The sequence below is a fragment of the Myxococcales bacterium genome (assembly GCA_022184915.1).
Lineage (GTDB): Bacteria > Myxococcota_A > Polyangia > Fen-1088 > Fen-1088 > JAGTJU01.
Genome location: JAGTJU010000003.1, coordinates 365,118 through 380,999 on the forward strand (window position 1 = coordinate 365,118; position 15,882 = coordinate 380,999).

The 15,882-nt window shown below is 67.9% G+C and carries 11 protein-coding genes and 1 pseudogene; 2 read left to right on the plus strand and 10 right to left on the minus strand.

From position 1 onward, the window contains the following. Positions 1-25 precede the first annotated feature (25 nt). Complete coding sequence (locus KA712_12990; GenBank protein MCG5053873.1) at positions 26-1,567, plus strand: DUF2029 domain-containing protein; 1,542 nt, start codon at positions 26-28, stop codon at positions 1,565-1,567. On the opposite strand, the gene KA712_12995 is transcribed toward KA712_12990, so the two are convergent. From KA712_12995 to KA712_13010, 4 genes are all read right to left on the minus strand, one after another. Continuing rightward, the gene (locus KA712_12995; protein MCG5053874.1) at positions 1,564-2,481 is read right to left on the minus strand and encodes a metallophosphoesterase; all 918 of its coding nucleotides are present in this window, start codon (positions 2,479-2,481) and stop codon (positions 1,564-1,566) included. The two genes, KA712_12990 and KA712_12995, sit on opposite strands and share 4 nt — an antisense overlap. Positions 2,482-2,514: 33 nt before the next feature. Further along, positions 2,515-3,435 carry a UbiA prenyltransferase family protein gene (locus tag KA712_13000; protein ID MCG5053875.1) on the minus strand — a complete coding sequence of 307 codons (921 nt, stop codon included), beginning with the start codon at positions 3,433-3,435 and terminating at the stop codon, positions 2,515-2,517. Then, positions 3,422-4,303: a class I SAM-dependent methyltransferase gene (locus KA712_13005; GenBank protein MCG5053876.1), complete on the minus strand. Its 882-nt coding sequence runs from the start codon at positions 4,301-4,303 to the stop codon at positions 3,422-3,424. The genes KA712_13000 and KA712_13005 overlap by 14 nt, the downstream gene beginning before the upstream one ends. Before the next feature lie 72 nt (positions 4,304-4,375). Further along, positions 4,376-5,914: a hypothetical protein gene (locus KA712_13010; GenBank protein ID MCG5053877.1), complete on the minus strand. Its 1,539-nt coding sequence runs from the start codon at positions 5,912-5,914 to the stop codon at positions 4,376-4,378. A gap of 281 nt (positions 5,915-6,195) precedes the next feature. Here KA712_13010 and KA712_13015 point away from each other — a divergent pair, with 281 nt between their 5' ends. Next, positions 6,196-7,632 (plus strand): tetratricopeptide repeat protein, encoded by a 1,437-nt coding sequence (locus KA712_13015; GenBank protein MCG5053878.1) that lies wholly within the window; start codon positions 6,196-6,198, stop codon positions 7,630-7,632. 88 nt (positions 7,633-7,720) lie between these two features. Here the strand turns inward: KA712_13015 and murG are convergent, their stop codons facing one another. The 6 genes and pseudogenes from murG to KA712_13045 form a co-directional block, all read right to left on the minus strand. Continuing rightward, positions 7,721-8,818, minus strand: coding sequence for an undecaprenyldiphospho-muramoylpentapeptide beta-N-acetylglucosaminyltransferase (murG, locus tag KA712_13020; protein MCG5053879.1), 1,098 nt, complete (start codon positions 8,816-8,818; stop codon positions 7,721-7,723). Positions 8,819-8,965: 147 nt separating this feature from the next. Next, positions 8,966-10,197, minus strand: a pseudogene (gene ftsW / locus KA712_13025) (putative lipid II flippase FtsW). Between the two features lie 13 nt (positions 10,198-10,210). Beyond that, positions 10,211-11,629, minus strand: a complete 1,419-nt coding sequence (gene murD, locus KA712_13030) for a UDP-N-acetylmuramoyl-L-alanine--D-glutamate ligase (protein ID MCG5053880.1) — start codon at positions 11,627-11,629, stop codon at positions 10,211-10,213. 90 nt (positions 11,630-11,719) lie between these two features. Then, complete coding sequence (mraY, locus tag KA712_13035; GenBank protein ID MCG5053881.1) at positions 11,720-12,832, minus strand: phospho-N-acetylmuramoyl-pentapeptide-transferase; 1,113 nt, start codon at positions 12,830-12,832, stop codon at positions 11,720-11,722. Positions 12,833-12,863: 31 nt separating this feature from the next. Beyond that, positions 12,864-14,324: a UDP-N-acetylmuramoyl-tripeptide--D-alanyl-D-alanine ligase gene (locus tag KA712_13040; GenBank protein ID MCG5053882.1), complete on the minus strand. Its 1,461-nt coding sequence runs from the start codon at positions 14,322-14,324 to the stop codon at positions 12,864-12,866. Further along, positions 14,321-15,880 (minus strand): UDP-N-acetylmuramoyl-L-alanyl-D-glutamate--2,6-diaminopimelate ligase, encoded by a 1,560-nt coding sequence (locus KA712_13045; protein MCG5053883.1) that lies wholly within the window; start codon positions 15,878-15,880, stop codon positions 14,321-14,323. Before KA712_13045 ends, KA712_13040 begins: the two co-directional genes overlap by 4 nt. Positions 15,881-15,882: the final 2 nt, after the last annotated feature.

Sequence of the window (15,882 nt, forward strand, 5' to 3'; positions counted from 1 at the left end):
TCGGGTGTTGTATAGTCCGCGCCCGGTGAGTTCAGTTGAACCCGTGCACGCCCCGGGGCCCGAAGACTCGGACCGTCCGAAGCCCGGCTTGGGCGTTCGCGACCTCGCCCCCCGGCTGATGGCGCTCGCGGGGCTCGCGGCCGCCTTGCTGCCCATGGCTCTACGCCGCCTGATCGACGGCGACGAAGGCTACTTGCTCATGGGCGCGCGGTTGGTCTCCGAGGGCCAGCGTCCCTACGCGGACTTCTTTTCCCCCCAAACACCCGGCGTCGCCTACGCGTTCGGCGCTTGGTTCTCCGTGTTCGGCCGCTCGTGGGGCAGCGCCCGAGTCCTTGCCGGGCTCGTGGCCGTGGCGACGGGCATGTTCTTGTTCGAGTACGTGTGGCGCGCCACGCGCAGCCGCGGATGGGCGTTCGTCAGCCTCGTGGCCTTCGTGGGCAGCGGCTACGTTTTGGGTTGGCTCACGATCGCGAAGACGTACGGCCTCACGGCGATGTTCGTCATGGCGGGCGCCGTCATGCTGATCCTCGACCGCTCACGGTGGACCTCGTTCGCGGCGGGGATGTGCTTTGCTCTGGCCACCGAGACCCGTCTTTACGCGCTCGTCGCGGTGGTTGCAGGTCTCGTTTTCCTTTGGCAGCAGCGGGCCTTCGCACCCCGGGGGCTCTGGCGCGAACTTGCGGGATACGCCTTGGGCGTGGGGGCGGGCGCGCTTTTCATTCTGCCCAGTGTCTTTGCAAGCACCGAAGCTCTGTGGTTCGGCGTCGTGGAGTATCACGGCATGCGGGAGGCGGGACAAAACGAACTCATCGGCAATTTTCGCCAAAAATGGGACATTCTGCGGGGTCTGGTGGTGCCTGAGCGCATGGAAGGCCCATCAGACATTCAGTTTTCGATCACCTTGGCGCTGGCGCTGGTGGCGCGTGCCTCGCGCAGCACCCCGAAGGGCTTTGGCGCCGCGGGGCTCGCGTGGATCTCGCTCTTTGTCGTCAGCCTTCTTCCTACGCCGAGCTATCCCCAATACTTTAGTGTGGTCGTTCCGCTGATGCTGGCCGATTCCTTCGCGGCGCTTGGCCAAAGACGGCTGCGCGCCGTGTGGGCGCCCGTCTCGATCCTGGCGTCCTTCTTCGTGGCCATGGGCGCCGCGGAGGTTGCCCGCTACACGACCACGGGCATCAACCTTCCCACGGTGTGGACACCCGACCGGGCCGAACGTTGGACCCTGAAGACGATGCGCAAGGTCGGGCGCGAGATCGACGCACAGGGGATCGACGAGGCGGCAAGCTGGTGGCCCGGCTACTTCGTCAACACCAAAACCACGATCGTGCGCGGCTTGGTCAACGACTTCGGTCTCCGGGTGGCCAACCGGGTCACGCCCGAAAAAAAGCAGCAATACCACCTGGTGAGCCACGAGGACATGGCGGGCATGATCCAAGCCCAAAAGCCCCGGCTCTTCGTGGAAGGCAACTGGGCAGCAACTCCGGTCGCCAACCTCTTGCCCGCGCATGGCTATCGCCTGTCATCAAGCCACGCGAACGTCCGACTTTGGGTGGCTCCGCCTCCCTAGACCCGGCAGGCGGCAGGCGATGGGTCAGCGAGCACCTGGCGCTGGACCTCGCCAAACCGATGCAGCACCGGATCATGCGCGAACGTGGTCGCGGTGATGCCATCAGGGCCAAACTCGTAGACGTTGTAGCGCGCCCGGGCTTCGGGCCGGCCTGCGTACGAGGCCGAGCCCAGGCCCACGACGGGAACCCGCGTGCCGCGCGGGCCTTCAACCCAGGTCAGGGCGTCGCGGTGATCGTGGCCATGCAAAACCAGCTCGGCGCCGGCACGCGATATCACCTCCAAAAAGCGGCTGCGATCCCGAAGATTCCTGCGCTCGCCGCCTCGATACACAATTGGCGGGTGATGAATCAGCACCACCCGCGTGCAGCCACGCATCTCGGGTGACACCAGGAGGGCGTCCAGCGCGCGCAGCTGCGCCTCGCCCACGCGGCCCCACGACTGCAGGGTGGGCGTGGGCTCGCAGCTGTTGACGCCCACCAGTGCCACGCGCCCCCGCAAGCGGACGAAGGGGTAGCGGGCCCCGGGCGGCCGAAGCTGGGCCTCCTGAAAGCTCCCGAAGGTGCGCTCGAACGCGCCGCTGGCAACGATGTCCCGTGAGTACAGATCGTGGTTGCCCGGAATCACCGTGACGGACTCGGGCCCCGCGCCTGTCGTTTGCAACCAAGCCAAAGCAGCGTGCCACTCTCCTGCGAGGCCCACGTTCGACAGATCCCCCGTGACCACCAGGTGATCGCACCCGCGGTGACGGAGATCCTCACCCAGACTGCGTACCAGGTTCATGTCGTGCAGCCGACGGCGGCGCAGCCATGCGTTAACGAGACCCGGCAATCGTTTGCTGAGAAGATCGCGCGGCGCGAGCCCCGTCAAGCCGCGGAAATGGGGATCTGTGACGTGTGCCAAACGAAACGTCATGACGCTTTTCCCGGGCCCAGGCGCCCTTCGGCGTCAGGGATCCTGGCCATGCACCAGGACCGACAAGTTGGGGATGTCAACGATGGTGAGAACCAAAAACAGCGCCGCAATGAAGAGCACGAACGTAGCGAAGCGCTTTTCGCGAAACAGCCTTTCGGGGGCTTGGGCCGCCGAGTTGGGCTTGAACGAGATCTGGAGATACCAGGCGAAGAGAAATGCCAAAAACGGGAGCAGGATGATGTACTCGATGCGGTACTTCACCAGAAAAACACCTGTGAAGAAGGACGCCGAGCAGCCGTAGAACATGATCGAGATGAGCAGCCGATCCAGGGTGTAGTACCGAAACGAACGGCGGTAGAGCGCAGCGACGGCCGCCCCGATCTCGCGAAACTCGGCATACCTCTTGGTCGCCATCAGAAAGGCGCCACCCATCCAGTACCCGAGCAGCAAGCTCGACGGGGGGCTCGAGGCGCTCGTCAGAGCAAACCAACCCATCAGGAGCCGGATCGGGTTGTTCACCGATTCGGAGAGCACGTCCACGTAGGCGCGATCCTTCGTGCGGAAGGGGCGCACGTTATAGAGCACACCCATCACCGCCAACCAAAGGGCGGTCAGGAAAAACGGCACCCCCAGCACCCACGCCAGCCCGAGCCCCACAACCAGCAGCATCACGTACTCGAGGTAGACGTAGGGGGCCCGAAGCCCGCCCGTCAGCGACGGGCGGTGTTTTTTCACGGGGTGGTGGCGGTCGAAGGCGGCATCGAGCCACTCGTTGATCACATAGTTCGCGGACGCCACCAGGCAGGCGACGAGCAGGGCCGTGCCCACCCGGGGCAGCGCCTCGGTCCAGGGCGGCCGGGCCAACAAGCCGGCGAAGACGACCCCTGGCAGAACGAAGATGTTCTTGATCCAGTGGTCGGGCCGCGCGATCGCCAGGTAGCTACGAAGCCGCATGGCCCTGCTTTTTCGCCACCACGAACCACGAATCGCGCAGGTTCAGCGGCACGACCACGCGCTCGAGCCAAGGCCCTGCGAGGCGGGCCAAAGGCCGTACGGGCGGCAGGTAACGCCCCACCCGCTGGGCCAGGTAGCTGGCTGGAAAATACCAGCTTGGGCGCTGGAACGACAGCGGCGAAAGGCCGGCACTGCCGAGAGCGCGCGTGAGGGTCTGGCGGTTGAAGTATCCGATGTGGGCGACGCGGTAGTGCCACCAGCGAGGCCCCAATGCTTTGGCGGCAAGCGAGCTCACGTCGGGCGTGACCACCACCACGATGCCCCCGAGCGCCAGGCAGGCGACGGCCTGTGCCAGGAGCGCGCGGGGATTCGGGACGTGTTCGATGACATCCACGAGCGCGACCACGTCGAAGCCGCCCGTCACAGAGGGATGAGGCAACGTTCCCAGGTGCACGGGAAGCCCGCGGGCGCGGGCCTGCTCCTGAAACCAACGCGAGGGTTCGATGCCTTCGGCCTCGAAGCCCAGGCGCCTCGCCTCTTCCACCAAGATGCCGCTTCCCGCGCCGACGTCGAGCAAACGCCCGGACGTTTTCCAGGGCGCAAGCTCCTGCAGCAGGCGCCGGGCTTGCAGCGCGCGGCTGTCCCGCCCCGCCTCGTAATCGGTATCCACGAGCTCTTGGTAGTGCGGGAGCACGTCGCCCAGGCTCGGGCACTGCAGAAAACCGCAGGACTGGCACGCATAGATCGCGCCCACCCGTCCGTAGTGATCGTCGGTGACTGCAAAAGATCGGCTGTCGAGCTCGTCGACGCGCACTTCGGAGGCGCGGCGCAAAATCAAGTCGTGGGAATCACAGATCCAGCAGTCCATGAGCGGTTCGCGGAACGTAGCACCCAGGCGCTTTGGGTGGCAATGCGGGCGCTGGCCGCAGTGGGCAGCGCCCTAGGGTTCCCACTGGCCCATCACGAAGCTGAAGGCTTGCTCCGCGTAGGCCCCGCTGCCGGGAAACAATGCATAGGCCCCCACGACGGCCACGCCCAAGACGTAGGCCATTGCGATCCCCTTGCGCCCGTCGACGCGTGGGAACGCCCAGGCCAGCGCCACGAGCGCACATGCGTAGAGCGGGACCACGGCGGCAACGCCTGGCAGCCCCATGAGGTGCCCCAGCGAATGAACGCTGCGGCCGCTCTGCAACAGCCGAAAGCTCAACTCATAGAGCGGATTTTGCAGCCGATCCGGCCAGTGGGGGTAGGTGAGCACGGCGGTCGCGTAGATGATGACGCTGGCCACCACCGCCCCCAGAGCGGCCACCCGCGCAGCCACGTGTTTGAAGACGAAGGCAAAGCCGGCACAGGAAAGCCACGCGGCAAAGGGCAACGACACCGTGAGATAGCGCGGCCCCACGGTCCACCCGGCCCTCGCCATGAAGGGGTCGAGCGCGCTCAAGAAAAGCAGGTAGCTCACGAACACGGCGAGACACAAGAGCGCCTCTGCGCCCGCACGCCTCCGCCACGCGGCGTCCTTGAAAATCGCGAACGCTCCGACAAACGCGAGCAAAAGCCACGGAGACAAAACGAACAGGCCGTTCGAGGGCAAAAACGTGGTGCTGAGGGCGGAAGGCGCGCTCAGGCCCACGATACCCATGAAGCCCTTGCGGGTCACTTCGTCCACCGAGTAGTGGTACCCCGTGCGCAAGGGGCTGCCGAAGCACACGTAGTGGTAAAGGCCCAAGAGGACGACCACAGGGGCCGCGCCCAGGATCGCGTACCCCCCGTTGCGCACGCGCTCCCGGCCCACGATCAACACGTACAGGCCCACGAGCGCCGCCACCACGGCCGATTGATAATCCATCATCACGGCGGCCGCCGCGAAGAGCCCCACGCCGGCCGCGCCGAGCTTCGGCCGGCGCAAACGCTGGCGGCAGAGCGGCACCGCCACCAAGAAGGCAGCCCCGGCGCATACGGCCGCCAGCTGATGTGACATGAACAGGATCGCGTACACCCAGGCGGGCGAACCCAATGCATAAGCCACGAGAGCCGTGCGCCTCGCGCGCAAGTCGTCCGTGAAGTGCCCCGTCATGCGGTAAAAAAACGGCAAAAACAAAAGCGCCGGTAAGGTCACCGCAAACACGCGAAACGCCCAGGTGAAATCTCGCAGGGTGCGCGCGCCCAGGGCTTTCGCCGCCGAATACACCGGAATCGCCACGAAAGAAGGCCCCGGCGCTTTGTTCGGGTACTGGTGGCCGTCGGGTCCGAAGGAGGTGTCGAACTGCGAGCTCATGTCGGCACGCCGCTCATCGAGCCACAGCCTTCCTTTGTCGACAAACTCCTGCGTTTGCAGGATGCGGGGCATCTCGTTGGCGCTGCGCAACTTTTCGAAGTAGGGAAACGCGTAGAGATAGCTCACGGCCACCAGCACGAAGGCCGGCCACGCCCGCCAAACGGGCACATTTTGGGGCGCTGAGGGGGAAGGAGCGGACACCGCGGCTAGGTTTACCCCAACTGTCCCAAGAGCGGCGATCCAAACGTCGAAACGCCTGTTTCCCTGACGAATCCCAAAGCCGACGAGGTTGCCGCGAAGCGCCGCCCCGGGTCACTGACGAAGTACAGGCGGTCATCCCAGTTGCAAGTTGCGCCGGGTCCTGGAACTCTGCGGACATGCAACTTCAGGATACGCGGTCCCAACGCCTGGTCTCAGCCACCGCGCGAACACGCCCATGCCCACGCGTGGTCCGCGCGCCGTTTTCCTTACCCACTTTTTGGGTGGCGTTCGTGTGGCTGGCCCTGAGCCTGCCTGGATGTGCCCGCACGAGCAACGCCCACACCCGCAAGGTCGACGGGCTCAACCGCGAAGCCCTGGCAGCGCTGCAGGCCGGCAACCCCAAGCAAGCGCAGAAGAAGCTGCAGTCGGCGCTTTCCCTCGCGAAAAAGGAAAACCTGGGCGATCACCCGTCGGTGGCCGAGACGCACATGAACCTCGGGGTGGTGTACGCAGCGGGCCTGGACCAGCAAAGCCGTGCGGTCCGCGAGATGACGAAAGCGCTCGAGCTTCACCCCGAAAGCGCGCCCAACCGCGGTGTGCAGGATGGCAAGATCGACAAAGCCTTCGACCTGGCGAAAAAGCGGGCGAAACCCCGCAAGAGCAAGTCCGAGAAGAAGGCACCTGCGGCCGCACCCGCACCCGCCGAAGGGTCGGCAGCCACGGAGCCGACGAAATCATCGGATGCGGCGGGCGCGCAGCCCCTCCCGATGGCCCCGGAGCCTGCGCCCGTGAGTGATTTAGAGGCGCGGTTGCCGGATCCCATGCCGGAACCGGTCTTCTGCCACGTGCCCGCCAAGATCCCCCCGGGACAGGACGTGACTCTGTGGTGCGGCGTCGACAAGAACCTGCGCGCCCGCAACGCCACCCTCTACGCACGACCGGCCGACCAGATCGAGTTCACGTCCATCGAGATGAAGCGCTCGGACGGAGGCTGGTGGGTGGGCACCGTTCCTGCCCCGCTCGTACACGGAAATATGTTGCAGTTCTACGTGCAGGCTGAAAAGTCGAACGGCGAGGCTCTCGCGGCCAACGGCAACGTGGGCAGCCCCAACTTCGTAATCATCAGAGACGGGGCCCGTCCTGCCCCCAAGGTGCTGACCCAACAGGTGCTCGAGGGCGAAGACGAGCCCCCGCTCGTCGAAGCCGGCCCCGAGGCGGCCCCGATCGAAAAGGCGTCCTCCTTCGACTGGAGCCGTTTGTTCGTGGCGCTCTCGGTGGGCACGGGGTGGGGCTGGCACGCCAGCGGCCCCCTCGAGTTTCGGCAGGACCTGCAGGTCGACGCAGGCACGGCCTCGGCCGGCCTGGGCCACGTGCTTCCCGAGGTGGGGTATCGCCTCAACGAACGCTGGGCCTTCAGCCTCCAAACAAGGCACCAACTGCTTCCCAACGAAGGCACCACGGGAGGACGCACGGGGCGCCCAGCTCAGGCCGCAAACGCGGCTTTGTTGCGGGCCCTCTACAGCCGCCCGCTGAGCGCGCGCTTTCAGCTCCAGGGCTCAGCGAGCCTCGGCGCCGGCGAGGGGTTCCGCATGGTGTTGGATCCTTTGCCAGCCAGAGGCCGCTCGGGCACGGACACCGTGCGCGGAGGTCCGGTGCTGGCGGGGGGCGGGGGTGGGCGGTCTCTTTGCCCTTTCGCCGAGCTTCGGGCTCGTGGGTGAGCTGCGGACCCTGTTCGGCTTCCCCGACACCGCGGCCATCGCCGAGCTCAACCTGGGCGTGCGCTACGACTTTAGGTGATCCGTGGCTTCAGGAGGGAGCGGGAGCCGCGAGCGCCCGCTCCAGGAAGTCCACGATGGTGGCTGCCGCCTCCGGGCGCGCCAGACCGCGCATGGCCACGGCCATGGACTCGAGGCGTGAGCCATCGGCCAAGAGCGCGGCCAGCGTGTCGGCAAGGCGCACCGGTGTGGTCTCGGCCTGCGGGAGCACCACGGCCGCTCCCACCTGCGCAAACGCCTCGGCGTTCCGGGTCTGGTGGTCATCCGCCGCCGTTGGCAACGGCACCAACAGCGCGGGCCGCCCGCAGATGGCGAGCTCGGCCAGGGTCAGCGCCCCGGCCCGCCCGATGACCAGCGTGGCCGCCCCGTAGGCCGAAACCATGTCGTCGATGAAGGGCCGCACCGTCACCTGCGCCGAGAGCCCCGCGGCCCGGTAGCCCGCTTCGATGCGCTCGGCATCAGCGCGGCCCGTCTGGTGGACCACGGTGACGGCCAGCCCGCGCGCCACGAGCAGCGGCAGCGCCCCCAGCATCAGGTCGTTGACAGCCCGCGCGCCCTGGCTGCCCCCCACCACGAGAAGCCGGACCTCGCTTACCCCCGGGGGAGGGGCGGCGCCTCGCGCGGCCTCAACGAAGACCCTACGCACGGGGTTCCCGGTGTCCTGGGTGCGCCCCACGGCGAAGGCCGAAGCCGCCTCGGGAAAGCCCAGGAACACACGGCGCGCAAAGCGGCCGAGCACCTTGTTCGTGAACCCGGGAACGCTGTTTTGCTCCTGAAGCGCCGTGCGCCGGGCCGTCAGCGCCGCCATCAGCACCAGGGGCCCCGAAGCGTAGCCTCCCACGCCCAGCACCCAGTCGGGGCGGAAGCGCCGCAAGATGCCCAGCGACTGCAAAAAGGCCTTCGGCAAGCGGAAGAGCCCCCGCAGCGTGCCTGCCAGGCCCATGCGCTTGAGCCCGCTCACCTGCAGGAGTTCGAGCGGGTACCCGGCGGCGGGAACGACCTTGGCCTCGAGACCGCGGGACGTGCCCACGAACAGCACCTCTCCGCCCCGCCTCTGCACCTCTTCGGCCACGGCGAGCCCCGGGTAAAGATGCCCCCCGGTGCCGCCACCGGCCACGATGAGCTTCATGCGTGGGCCTCGGGCTCCGAGGTGGGGGCGGGCACGCGGCGACGCCGGCCCGTCTCCACCACCACTTTGACCCCCTTGTCGGAGCGCTTGTTGCCGCTTGCGCCCCAGGGCCACAGCGCCACGTTCCAGCCCACCCACAGCTTTTCGCCTCGCCGCGGCTCCGGGTTGCGCGCCGACACGTTGCCCAGCACCCCTGCGGCAAACAAGCTCACGATCATCGACGAGCCCCCGTAGCTGACGAAGGGAAGCGTCAGCCCCTTGGTGGGCACGAGCCCCATCACCACAGCCATGTTGATGAGCGCCTGCATGCCAAAAACAGCCGTCAGGCCGAACGCCAGATAGGCCCCGAAGGCGTCGCGGGCGCGCGCCGCGGCCAGCAAACCGCGCCAGATCAGCAGGCCAAAAAGCGCCGCCACACCCACGACCCCCACGAAGCCCAACTCTTCGCCCACCACCGCCAAGATGAAGTCGGTGTGCGCTTCGGGCAAAAAGAAAAGCTTTTGCCGACCGGCGCCAAGGCCCTGGCCGAACAGCCCGCCCGAGCCGATGCTGATGAGCGACTCGACCGTCTGATAGCCCGCGTCCCGTCGGTGCGCCCAGGGATCCAAAAAGGCCAGCATGCGCCGCATCCGCCAGGGCGTTCCCACGATGAGCCGCCACGCCACGGGCGCCGCCAACAGCAACGACAAGATAATGTAGCTCGTCCGCGTGCCCGCCACGAAGAGCATGGCCAACGCCACAAAGCCGAAGATCGCCGCCGTTCCCAGATCGGGTTGTTTGAGCAGCAGCAACACCAAGATGCCCGTCACGATGAGCGGGGGCAAAAAGCCCACCCAGAGCTGCTTCACCTTTTCGGCTTTGCGCGCCAGCAGCGCCGCCAGATAAACGACCAGCGCAAATTTGGCCACCTCGGACGGCTGAAACGACAAGGGCCCGAGACGAAACCACCGCACCGCACCGCCCGCCCGCGACCCCACCACCAGCACGCTCACCAACAAAACCACGCTCCCAAAAAGCATGGGATAGGTGAGCCGGCGGTACAGGCTGTAGTCGGTCCGCAGCGCGAAGGCAAACGCCATCAAGCCCAGCAGCGCATAGAGTGATTCGCGCTTGAGGAAGAACGTCCAGTCACCATAGCGGCGGGCCGCAAACATCGCGCCCGCCGAAAACACCATGACCACGCCCAGGGCGGTGAGACACAGCACGGCGCCGCAGAGGATCCGATCGGGCCCCCGCGACACCGCAGCAGCCTTCAGCCACTCGGCCCACGGCGCATGCCCCTTGCGTGGCCACAGCCACCCAAGACCCCGCGCCCGCGGGCGCGCCACCGCCACGGGTCCCGATCCGAGGCCTGGGCGTACCGTCTGCGTGCGGCTCATGCCCCGTCCCCCCTCACGCCTTTTCCGGAGGCACCACCCGGTGCGGCTCGCTCCCCGCGTCCTCGGCCTCGCGCTCCAGCTTTCGGATGGCCGCCGCGAAGCGCTCGCCCCGTTCGGCGTAGTCACGGAACATGTCGAAGCTCGAACAGGCGGGGCTGAGCACCACCGCGTCTCCCGCCGCAGCCAGGGCGGCGGCTTTCCGAACCGCGTCTTCCATGCTGTGGGCGTGCTCCACGTGCATCACGCCTTGCATGGCCTCGGCGATCCGCCCCGCGGCCTCACCCAGCACCACCACGGCCCGCCCCACGCGGCCCATCGTCTCGGCCAGGGGCGCGTAGCTGCCCCCTTTGTCACGGCCTCCGGCGATCAGAACCACCGGTCTTGGAAAGCCCGTCAAGGCGGCAACGGCCGCGCCCACGTTGGTGCCCTTCGAGTCGTCGAAGTACTGCACGCCATCCACCTGGCCCACCATCTCCATGCGGTGAGGCAGCGGACGAAAGCCCACGAGCCCCCGATGCACTTCGGCCGGCAACGCCCCGGCCAACCGCGCGGCCAGCAGCGCGGCCAGCGCGTTTTCCTGGTTGTGGCGCCCCACCAAACGGGGGTTGTCGGCGGGGTAGCGCTCGATTTGCCCCCCCGGGATACGAATGCACAGGCTGTCGCCTTGTAGCCAGCCGCCCTCGGTCAGGGCCTGACGTGTGGAAAACGCGATCCAGTGGGCCCGCACGTGGCGGGCCACCTCGGCCACGAGCCCATCGTCGAGGTTCATCACCGCGAAGTCGCTTTCCTGCTGGGCCGCGAAGAGCCGCGCCTTCGCCGCCACATAGCCGTCGACCTGGCCGCCGTAGCGGTCCAGGTGGTCGGGCGTGATGTTCAAAAGCACGCCCACCTGCGGGCGAAACGTCTCGAAGGTCTCTGCCTGAAAGGACGAAACTTCCAGCACACACAACCCCCCGAGATCCGTGGCCGGCGTGCCCACCGCTTCGGCCAAGGGCGTCCCCAGGTTTCCACCCACGAACGTGGGGCGCCCCGTGCCCTTGAGCATGGCGCCGCACAGGGTGGTGGTGGTGGATTTGCCGTTCGTGCCGGTGATGGCCACCAGGGTGGCCTTCGTGAACCGCGCCGCCAGCTCGAGCTCACCCGTTACCGGCACACCCGCGGCCCGCGCCACCTGAAGCTCGGGACCTTCCGGAACGCCGGGAGACAGCACGATGAGTTCGGCATGCCGAAAGCTCTCGGCCCGATGTCCGCCCAGCTCCTCCACAACTCCGCCCGGCAGCGTGGCGAGCGCGCCCGCCAGCGCCGCCGCCGGCTGCTTGTCGGTCACCGTGACCCGCGCGCCGCGCGCCGCGCACAGCCGCGCCGCCGCCTGGCCCGAGCGGCCCAGGCCCACGACGAGCACCCGTTTTCCTTGGAGTTCAGGAGCGGTCATCACGGAATTCCTGCAGCCACGGTGCACCCGTTTGGCGCCGCGGTCCAAAAAAACCACAGCGCCACCCGCATGCCGCGGGGCACGCCCCGCTCAGCGCACCTTCAGGGTCACGATCAACCCCAGCGTGGCGCAGATGAACGAAACGATCCAAAAACGAACGACGATGCGCGACTCGGGCCATCCCAGTTTCTCGAAGTGGTGGTGAATGGGTGCCATCAGGAACACCCGGCGCTTGGTGCGCTTGTAATACCCCACCTGGATGATGTCGCTCACCGCTTCCGCCACGAACACGCCGCCAATCACCGGCAACGACATCTCCGTCTTCGTGGCCAGCGCCACGAACCCCAGCGCGCCGCCCAGCGCCAGCGCGCCCACGTCGCCCATGAACACCTGCGCGGGGTGCGTGTTGTACCACAGAAAACCGATGCCGGCCCCGCCGATGGCGCCGCAGAAGATGGCCAGCTCCCCCGCGCCCTGCACGTGCGCCAGACCCAGGTAGCTTGCGATGTTGAAGTCGCGCAGCACGGTGCCCGCTGCGTAGCACAGGAACATGAACGTGAACGAGCAGATGATGACGGGGCCTATCGCCAGCCCATCGAGTCCGTCGGTGAGGTTGACCGCATTCGACGTGCCCACCACCACCACGAGCCCGAACAGCACGTAGACGGCGAGCGGCAACTCGGGCGAAAAGCGCTCGATCGCCACCAGCGGCAACACCAGCTGCAAGCGCACGTGCGGCTCGAGTGCGTTGCCCGCCAGAAGCCACGTCACGGCCACACCGCCGATCAGCACCTGGAACAGAATCTTGATCTTGCCTGGCACCCCCCGCTTGTTCTTGTGAACGAGCTTGATGTAGTCGTCGACGAAGCCCAGGATGCCGTAGCCCACGGTCACGAGAAGCGCGAGCCACACGAGCTCGCTCGACAGATCGCACCACAGCAAGGTGCCGAACGCCAGCGCAAGGATGATGACCGAGCCCCCCATGGTGGGCGTGCCCTTTTTGCTTGCGTGAGACGCGGGGCCATCGCTCCGAATCACCTCCCCGATCTGGCGCTCCCGGGCGCGCTTGATGAACCAGGGGGCCACCACGAAGGTGATCACCAGCGACGTGAGCGTGGCCAAGCCCACGCGTGTGGACACGTAGCGAAACACGTTGAGGAAGCGAAAGTCCTCGCGCAGCAGTTGAAAGAGGTGAAACAGCATCTGGAGTAAACTTCCGGGGACGCGCCCCGGCCTAAAGAGACTTTCCGAGCGCGTCGGGCGCGCCGCCTTCGATGACCTCGTCGGCCCACAGCGTCTGCAAAGCCGCCACCGCACGTTCGAGCCGTGCCCCCCGCGACCCCTTCACCAAAATCCAGTCGCCCGGCCGGGTCCAGCCCGCCACGTGGCGCGCGGCCTCGGCGGGATCATCGCCCTCGAAGGTCCATGCAAGGCCAGCCCGCCGGGCCCCGGCGGCAACGTGTCGCCCGAGCCGCCCCACGCCTGCCAGACCCACCACACCGGCGGCGGCGGCCTCTGCACCCAGCGCTTCATGCAGCGCCACCTCGGCCTCACCCAGCTCCAGCATGTCCCCAATGAGGGCAAACGCACGGCCCGTGCCCCGCGCGCCCGCCACGGCCGTCGACACCGCGGCGCTCATCGACGAGGGGTTCGCGTTGTAGCAGTCGTCCAGGACCACGCGATCGGCAAGCGCCAGCGGCCGCGACCTGTGCGCGGGCAGCTCCACCTGCTCGAGCCCCGCCGCCGCCACCTGAGGGGGCACGCCCAGCACGGCCGCCACCAAGAGGGCAATGCCCCCGTTGACGGCATTGTGAAGCCCCGCGAGGGGCAGATTCACCAGGACTGGCTCGTCGCCCACCGCGTAGCGCACCACGGACCCGGCAGCGCCTGCCGGCACGAAATCCAGGAGCGCCACGCCGAGGCCCGGCGCTCCCCCCACCTGCGTGCCAAAGCGGAGACGACGCGCCTGCGGAAGGAACTGCACCGAAGGCATCAGCAGGGGCTCACCGGCCGGGATAAGACCCACGCCGTCCGGCGTGAGCCCCTCGAAGATCTCTCCCTTGGCGGCTCCGATGGCCGCGAGCGACCCGAGCCGCCCCAGGTGGGCCGCGCCCACGTTGGTGACCACGGCCACGTGGGGACGGGCCAGGTGGGTGAGATAGGAAATCTCCCCGCGGGCCCGCATCGCCATCTCGAGCACCCAGACCTTCTCCCTGCCCTGCGCGCCCAGCACGGTGAGGGGCAGCCCGATGTCCGTGTTGTAGTTGCCAGGCGTCTTGAGAACCTCGCCCAAAGAGCTCACGGCGGCCGCGATCAGCTCTTTCGTGGTGGTCTTTCCGTTCGAGCCCGTGACGGCCACCACGCGTCCCGAAAACGCCGCGCGCACCGCCTCGGCCAGCCGGCCGAGCGCCGTCAGCGGATCGTCCACCGCCAGCACGGGGGTGGCGCCGACCCCCTTGGGAAGACCCCGTCCACCGGGAACGATCACCACGCTCGCCCCCGCCGCGGCCGCGGGCCCGCAGTAATTGAAGCCGTCCACCCTCTCGCCCCGCAGCGCCACGAACGCCATGCCGCTCGTCACGCCGCGGCTGTCCGTGGTGGCCCCCCGGAACACGGCCTCGCCCGACGGGGGGCCGAGCCAAACGCCTTGGGTCACCTCTGCCAGCCAGGCGAGGTCGCGCGCCTCGGCCGTCACGATGGGACTCCTGGCGCGGGTCGAGACAAAAACGCCGCCGTGGCCTCCGCGCGGTCGTCGAAGGGCAGCTTCTGGGTGCCCACGATCTGATAATCCTCGTGACCCTTGCCTGCGATGAGCAGCGTGTCGCCCGCGCGGGCGGCCTGGACCGCCAGGCCGATGGCCGCGCGTCGATCGGGGGCCACACAAAAACCCGTCGCGCCCGCCCGTACGTCATCGGGCCTGCGCTCCGGCACCTTTGCTTGCAACACCCCGTCCACGATCATCTCGAGGATGCGCATGGGGTCTTCGGTGCGCGGGTTGTCCGAGGTCACGATCGCCACGTCGGCCAGGCGCGCTGCGCTTTCGCCCATGAGCGGACGCTTGCCCGGGTCGCGATCGCCGCCACACCCAAACACCACCAGCAAACGCCCTCGCGTGAGCGGGCGCAACACCGACAAGGCCCGCTCGAGCGCGTCCGGGGTGTGCGCATAATCGACCACGCACAAAACACCGGCCGTGTTCTCGACCACCTCGAGGCGCCCCGGTACGCCGGGCAAGGCCGCCACGCCGGCGGCGAGGGCGTCGAGCGGCACGTCCGCCGCAAAGGCCATGCCGGCCGCCAACACCACGTTGGCCAGGTTGTAGTCCCCGACCAGCCGCGCGCGCAGCTCGACTCTGCCCAAGGGCGTGTGAAGCTCGGCGCTGAGCCCCCCGCCATCGAGACGCCGCGGGCCCACCCACAGATCTGCCCCGGCGGGCTTCGGGTCCGTACCCAAGGTCAGCACGCGCCCCCGTATCCGCCTGGCCATGCGCTGCCCGTCGTCCCGGTCGGCGAACACCACCCCCACCCCCTCGTCACCCAGCAGGTCCTCGAAGAGGCGCGCCTTTGCGTCGAAGTAAGCCTCCATCGTGCCGTGATAATCCAGGTGATCTTGCGTCACGTTCGTGAGCGCCCCCACGGCGAAGGTGCAGCCGGCCAGGCGGTGCTGGTGAAGCGCGATCGAAGACGCCTCCATCACCACGTCGGTACAGCCCGCCTCGGCCATGCGTGCCAGCGAGGCGTGCAGGAGCAGTGCGCCCGGGGTGGTGAGCGGCGCAGGCTCCGTGTGTCCTGCATACCGATACGCCACGGTTCCCAAAACCCCTGGCACCCGCCCCGCGGCCTTCAAGATGGATTCCACGACGTAGGTCGTGGTGGTCTTTCCGTTGGTCCCCGTGACCGCCAGCAGGCGTAACCGCTCCGCCGCGCCGTAACGACGGGCCGCGAGGTGCCCCAGCGCTTCCCGTGCCGAGGGCACGTGCACGAACACCGCCCCCGCAGCTGCGGCCGCCGCCTCCCCCGCGTCGCGCGCGGCCCCAGTGGCGTCCGACACGATGACCTTCGCCCCGCGCGCCAGCGCGTCGGCCACGAACTTGCGCCCATCCTCACGGGTGCCAGGCACCGCCACGAAGACGTCCCCGGGCTGCACGAGGCGCGAATCGTCCCGCACCTCGCCCACCAAGAGCTCGGGCACGCGCGTGGTCGCAAGACCCTTCAGGAGGGGCGCAAGGGGCCGCAGGGGCGTGTCGTCCACGT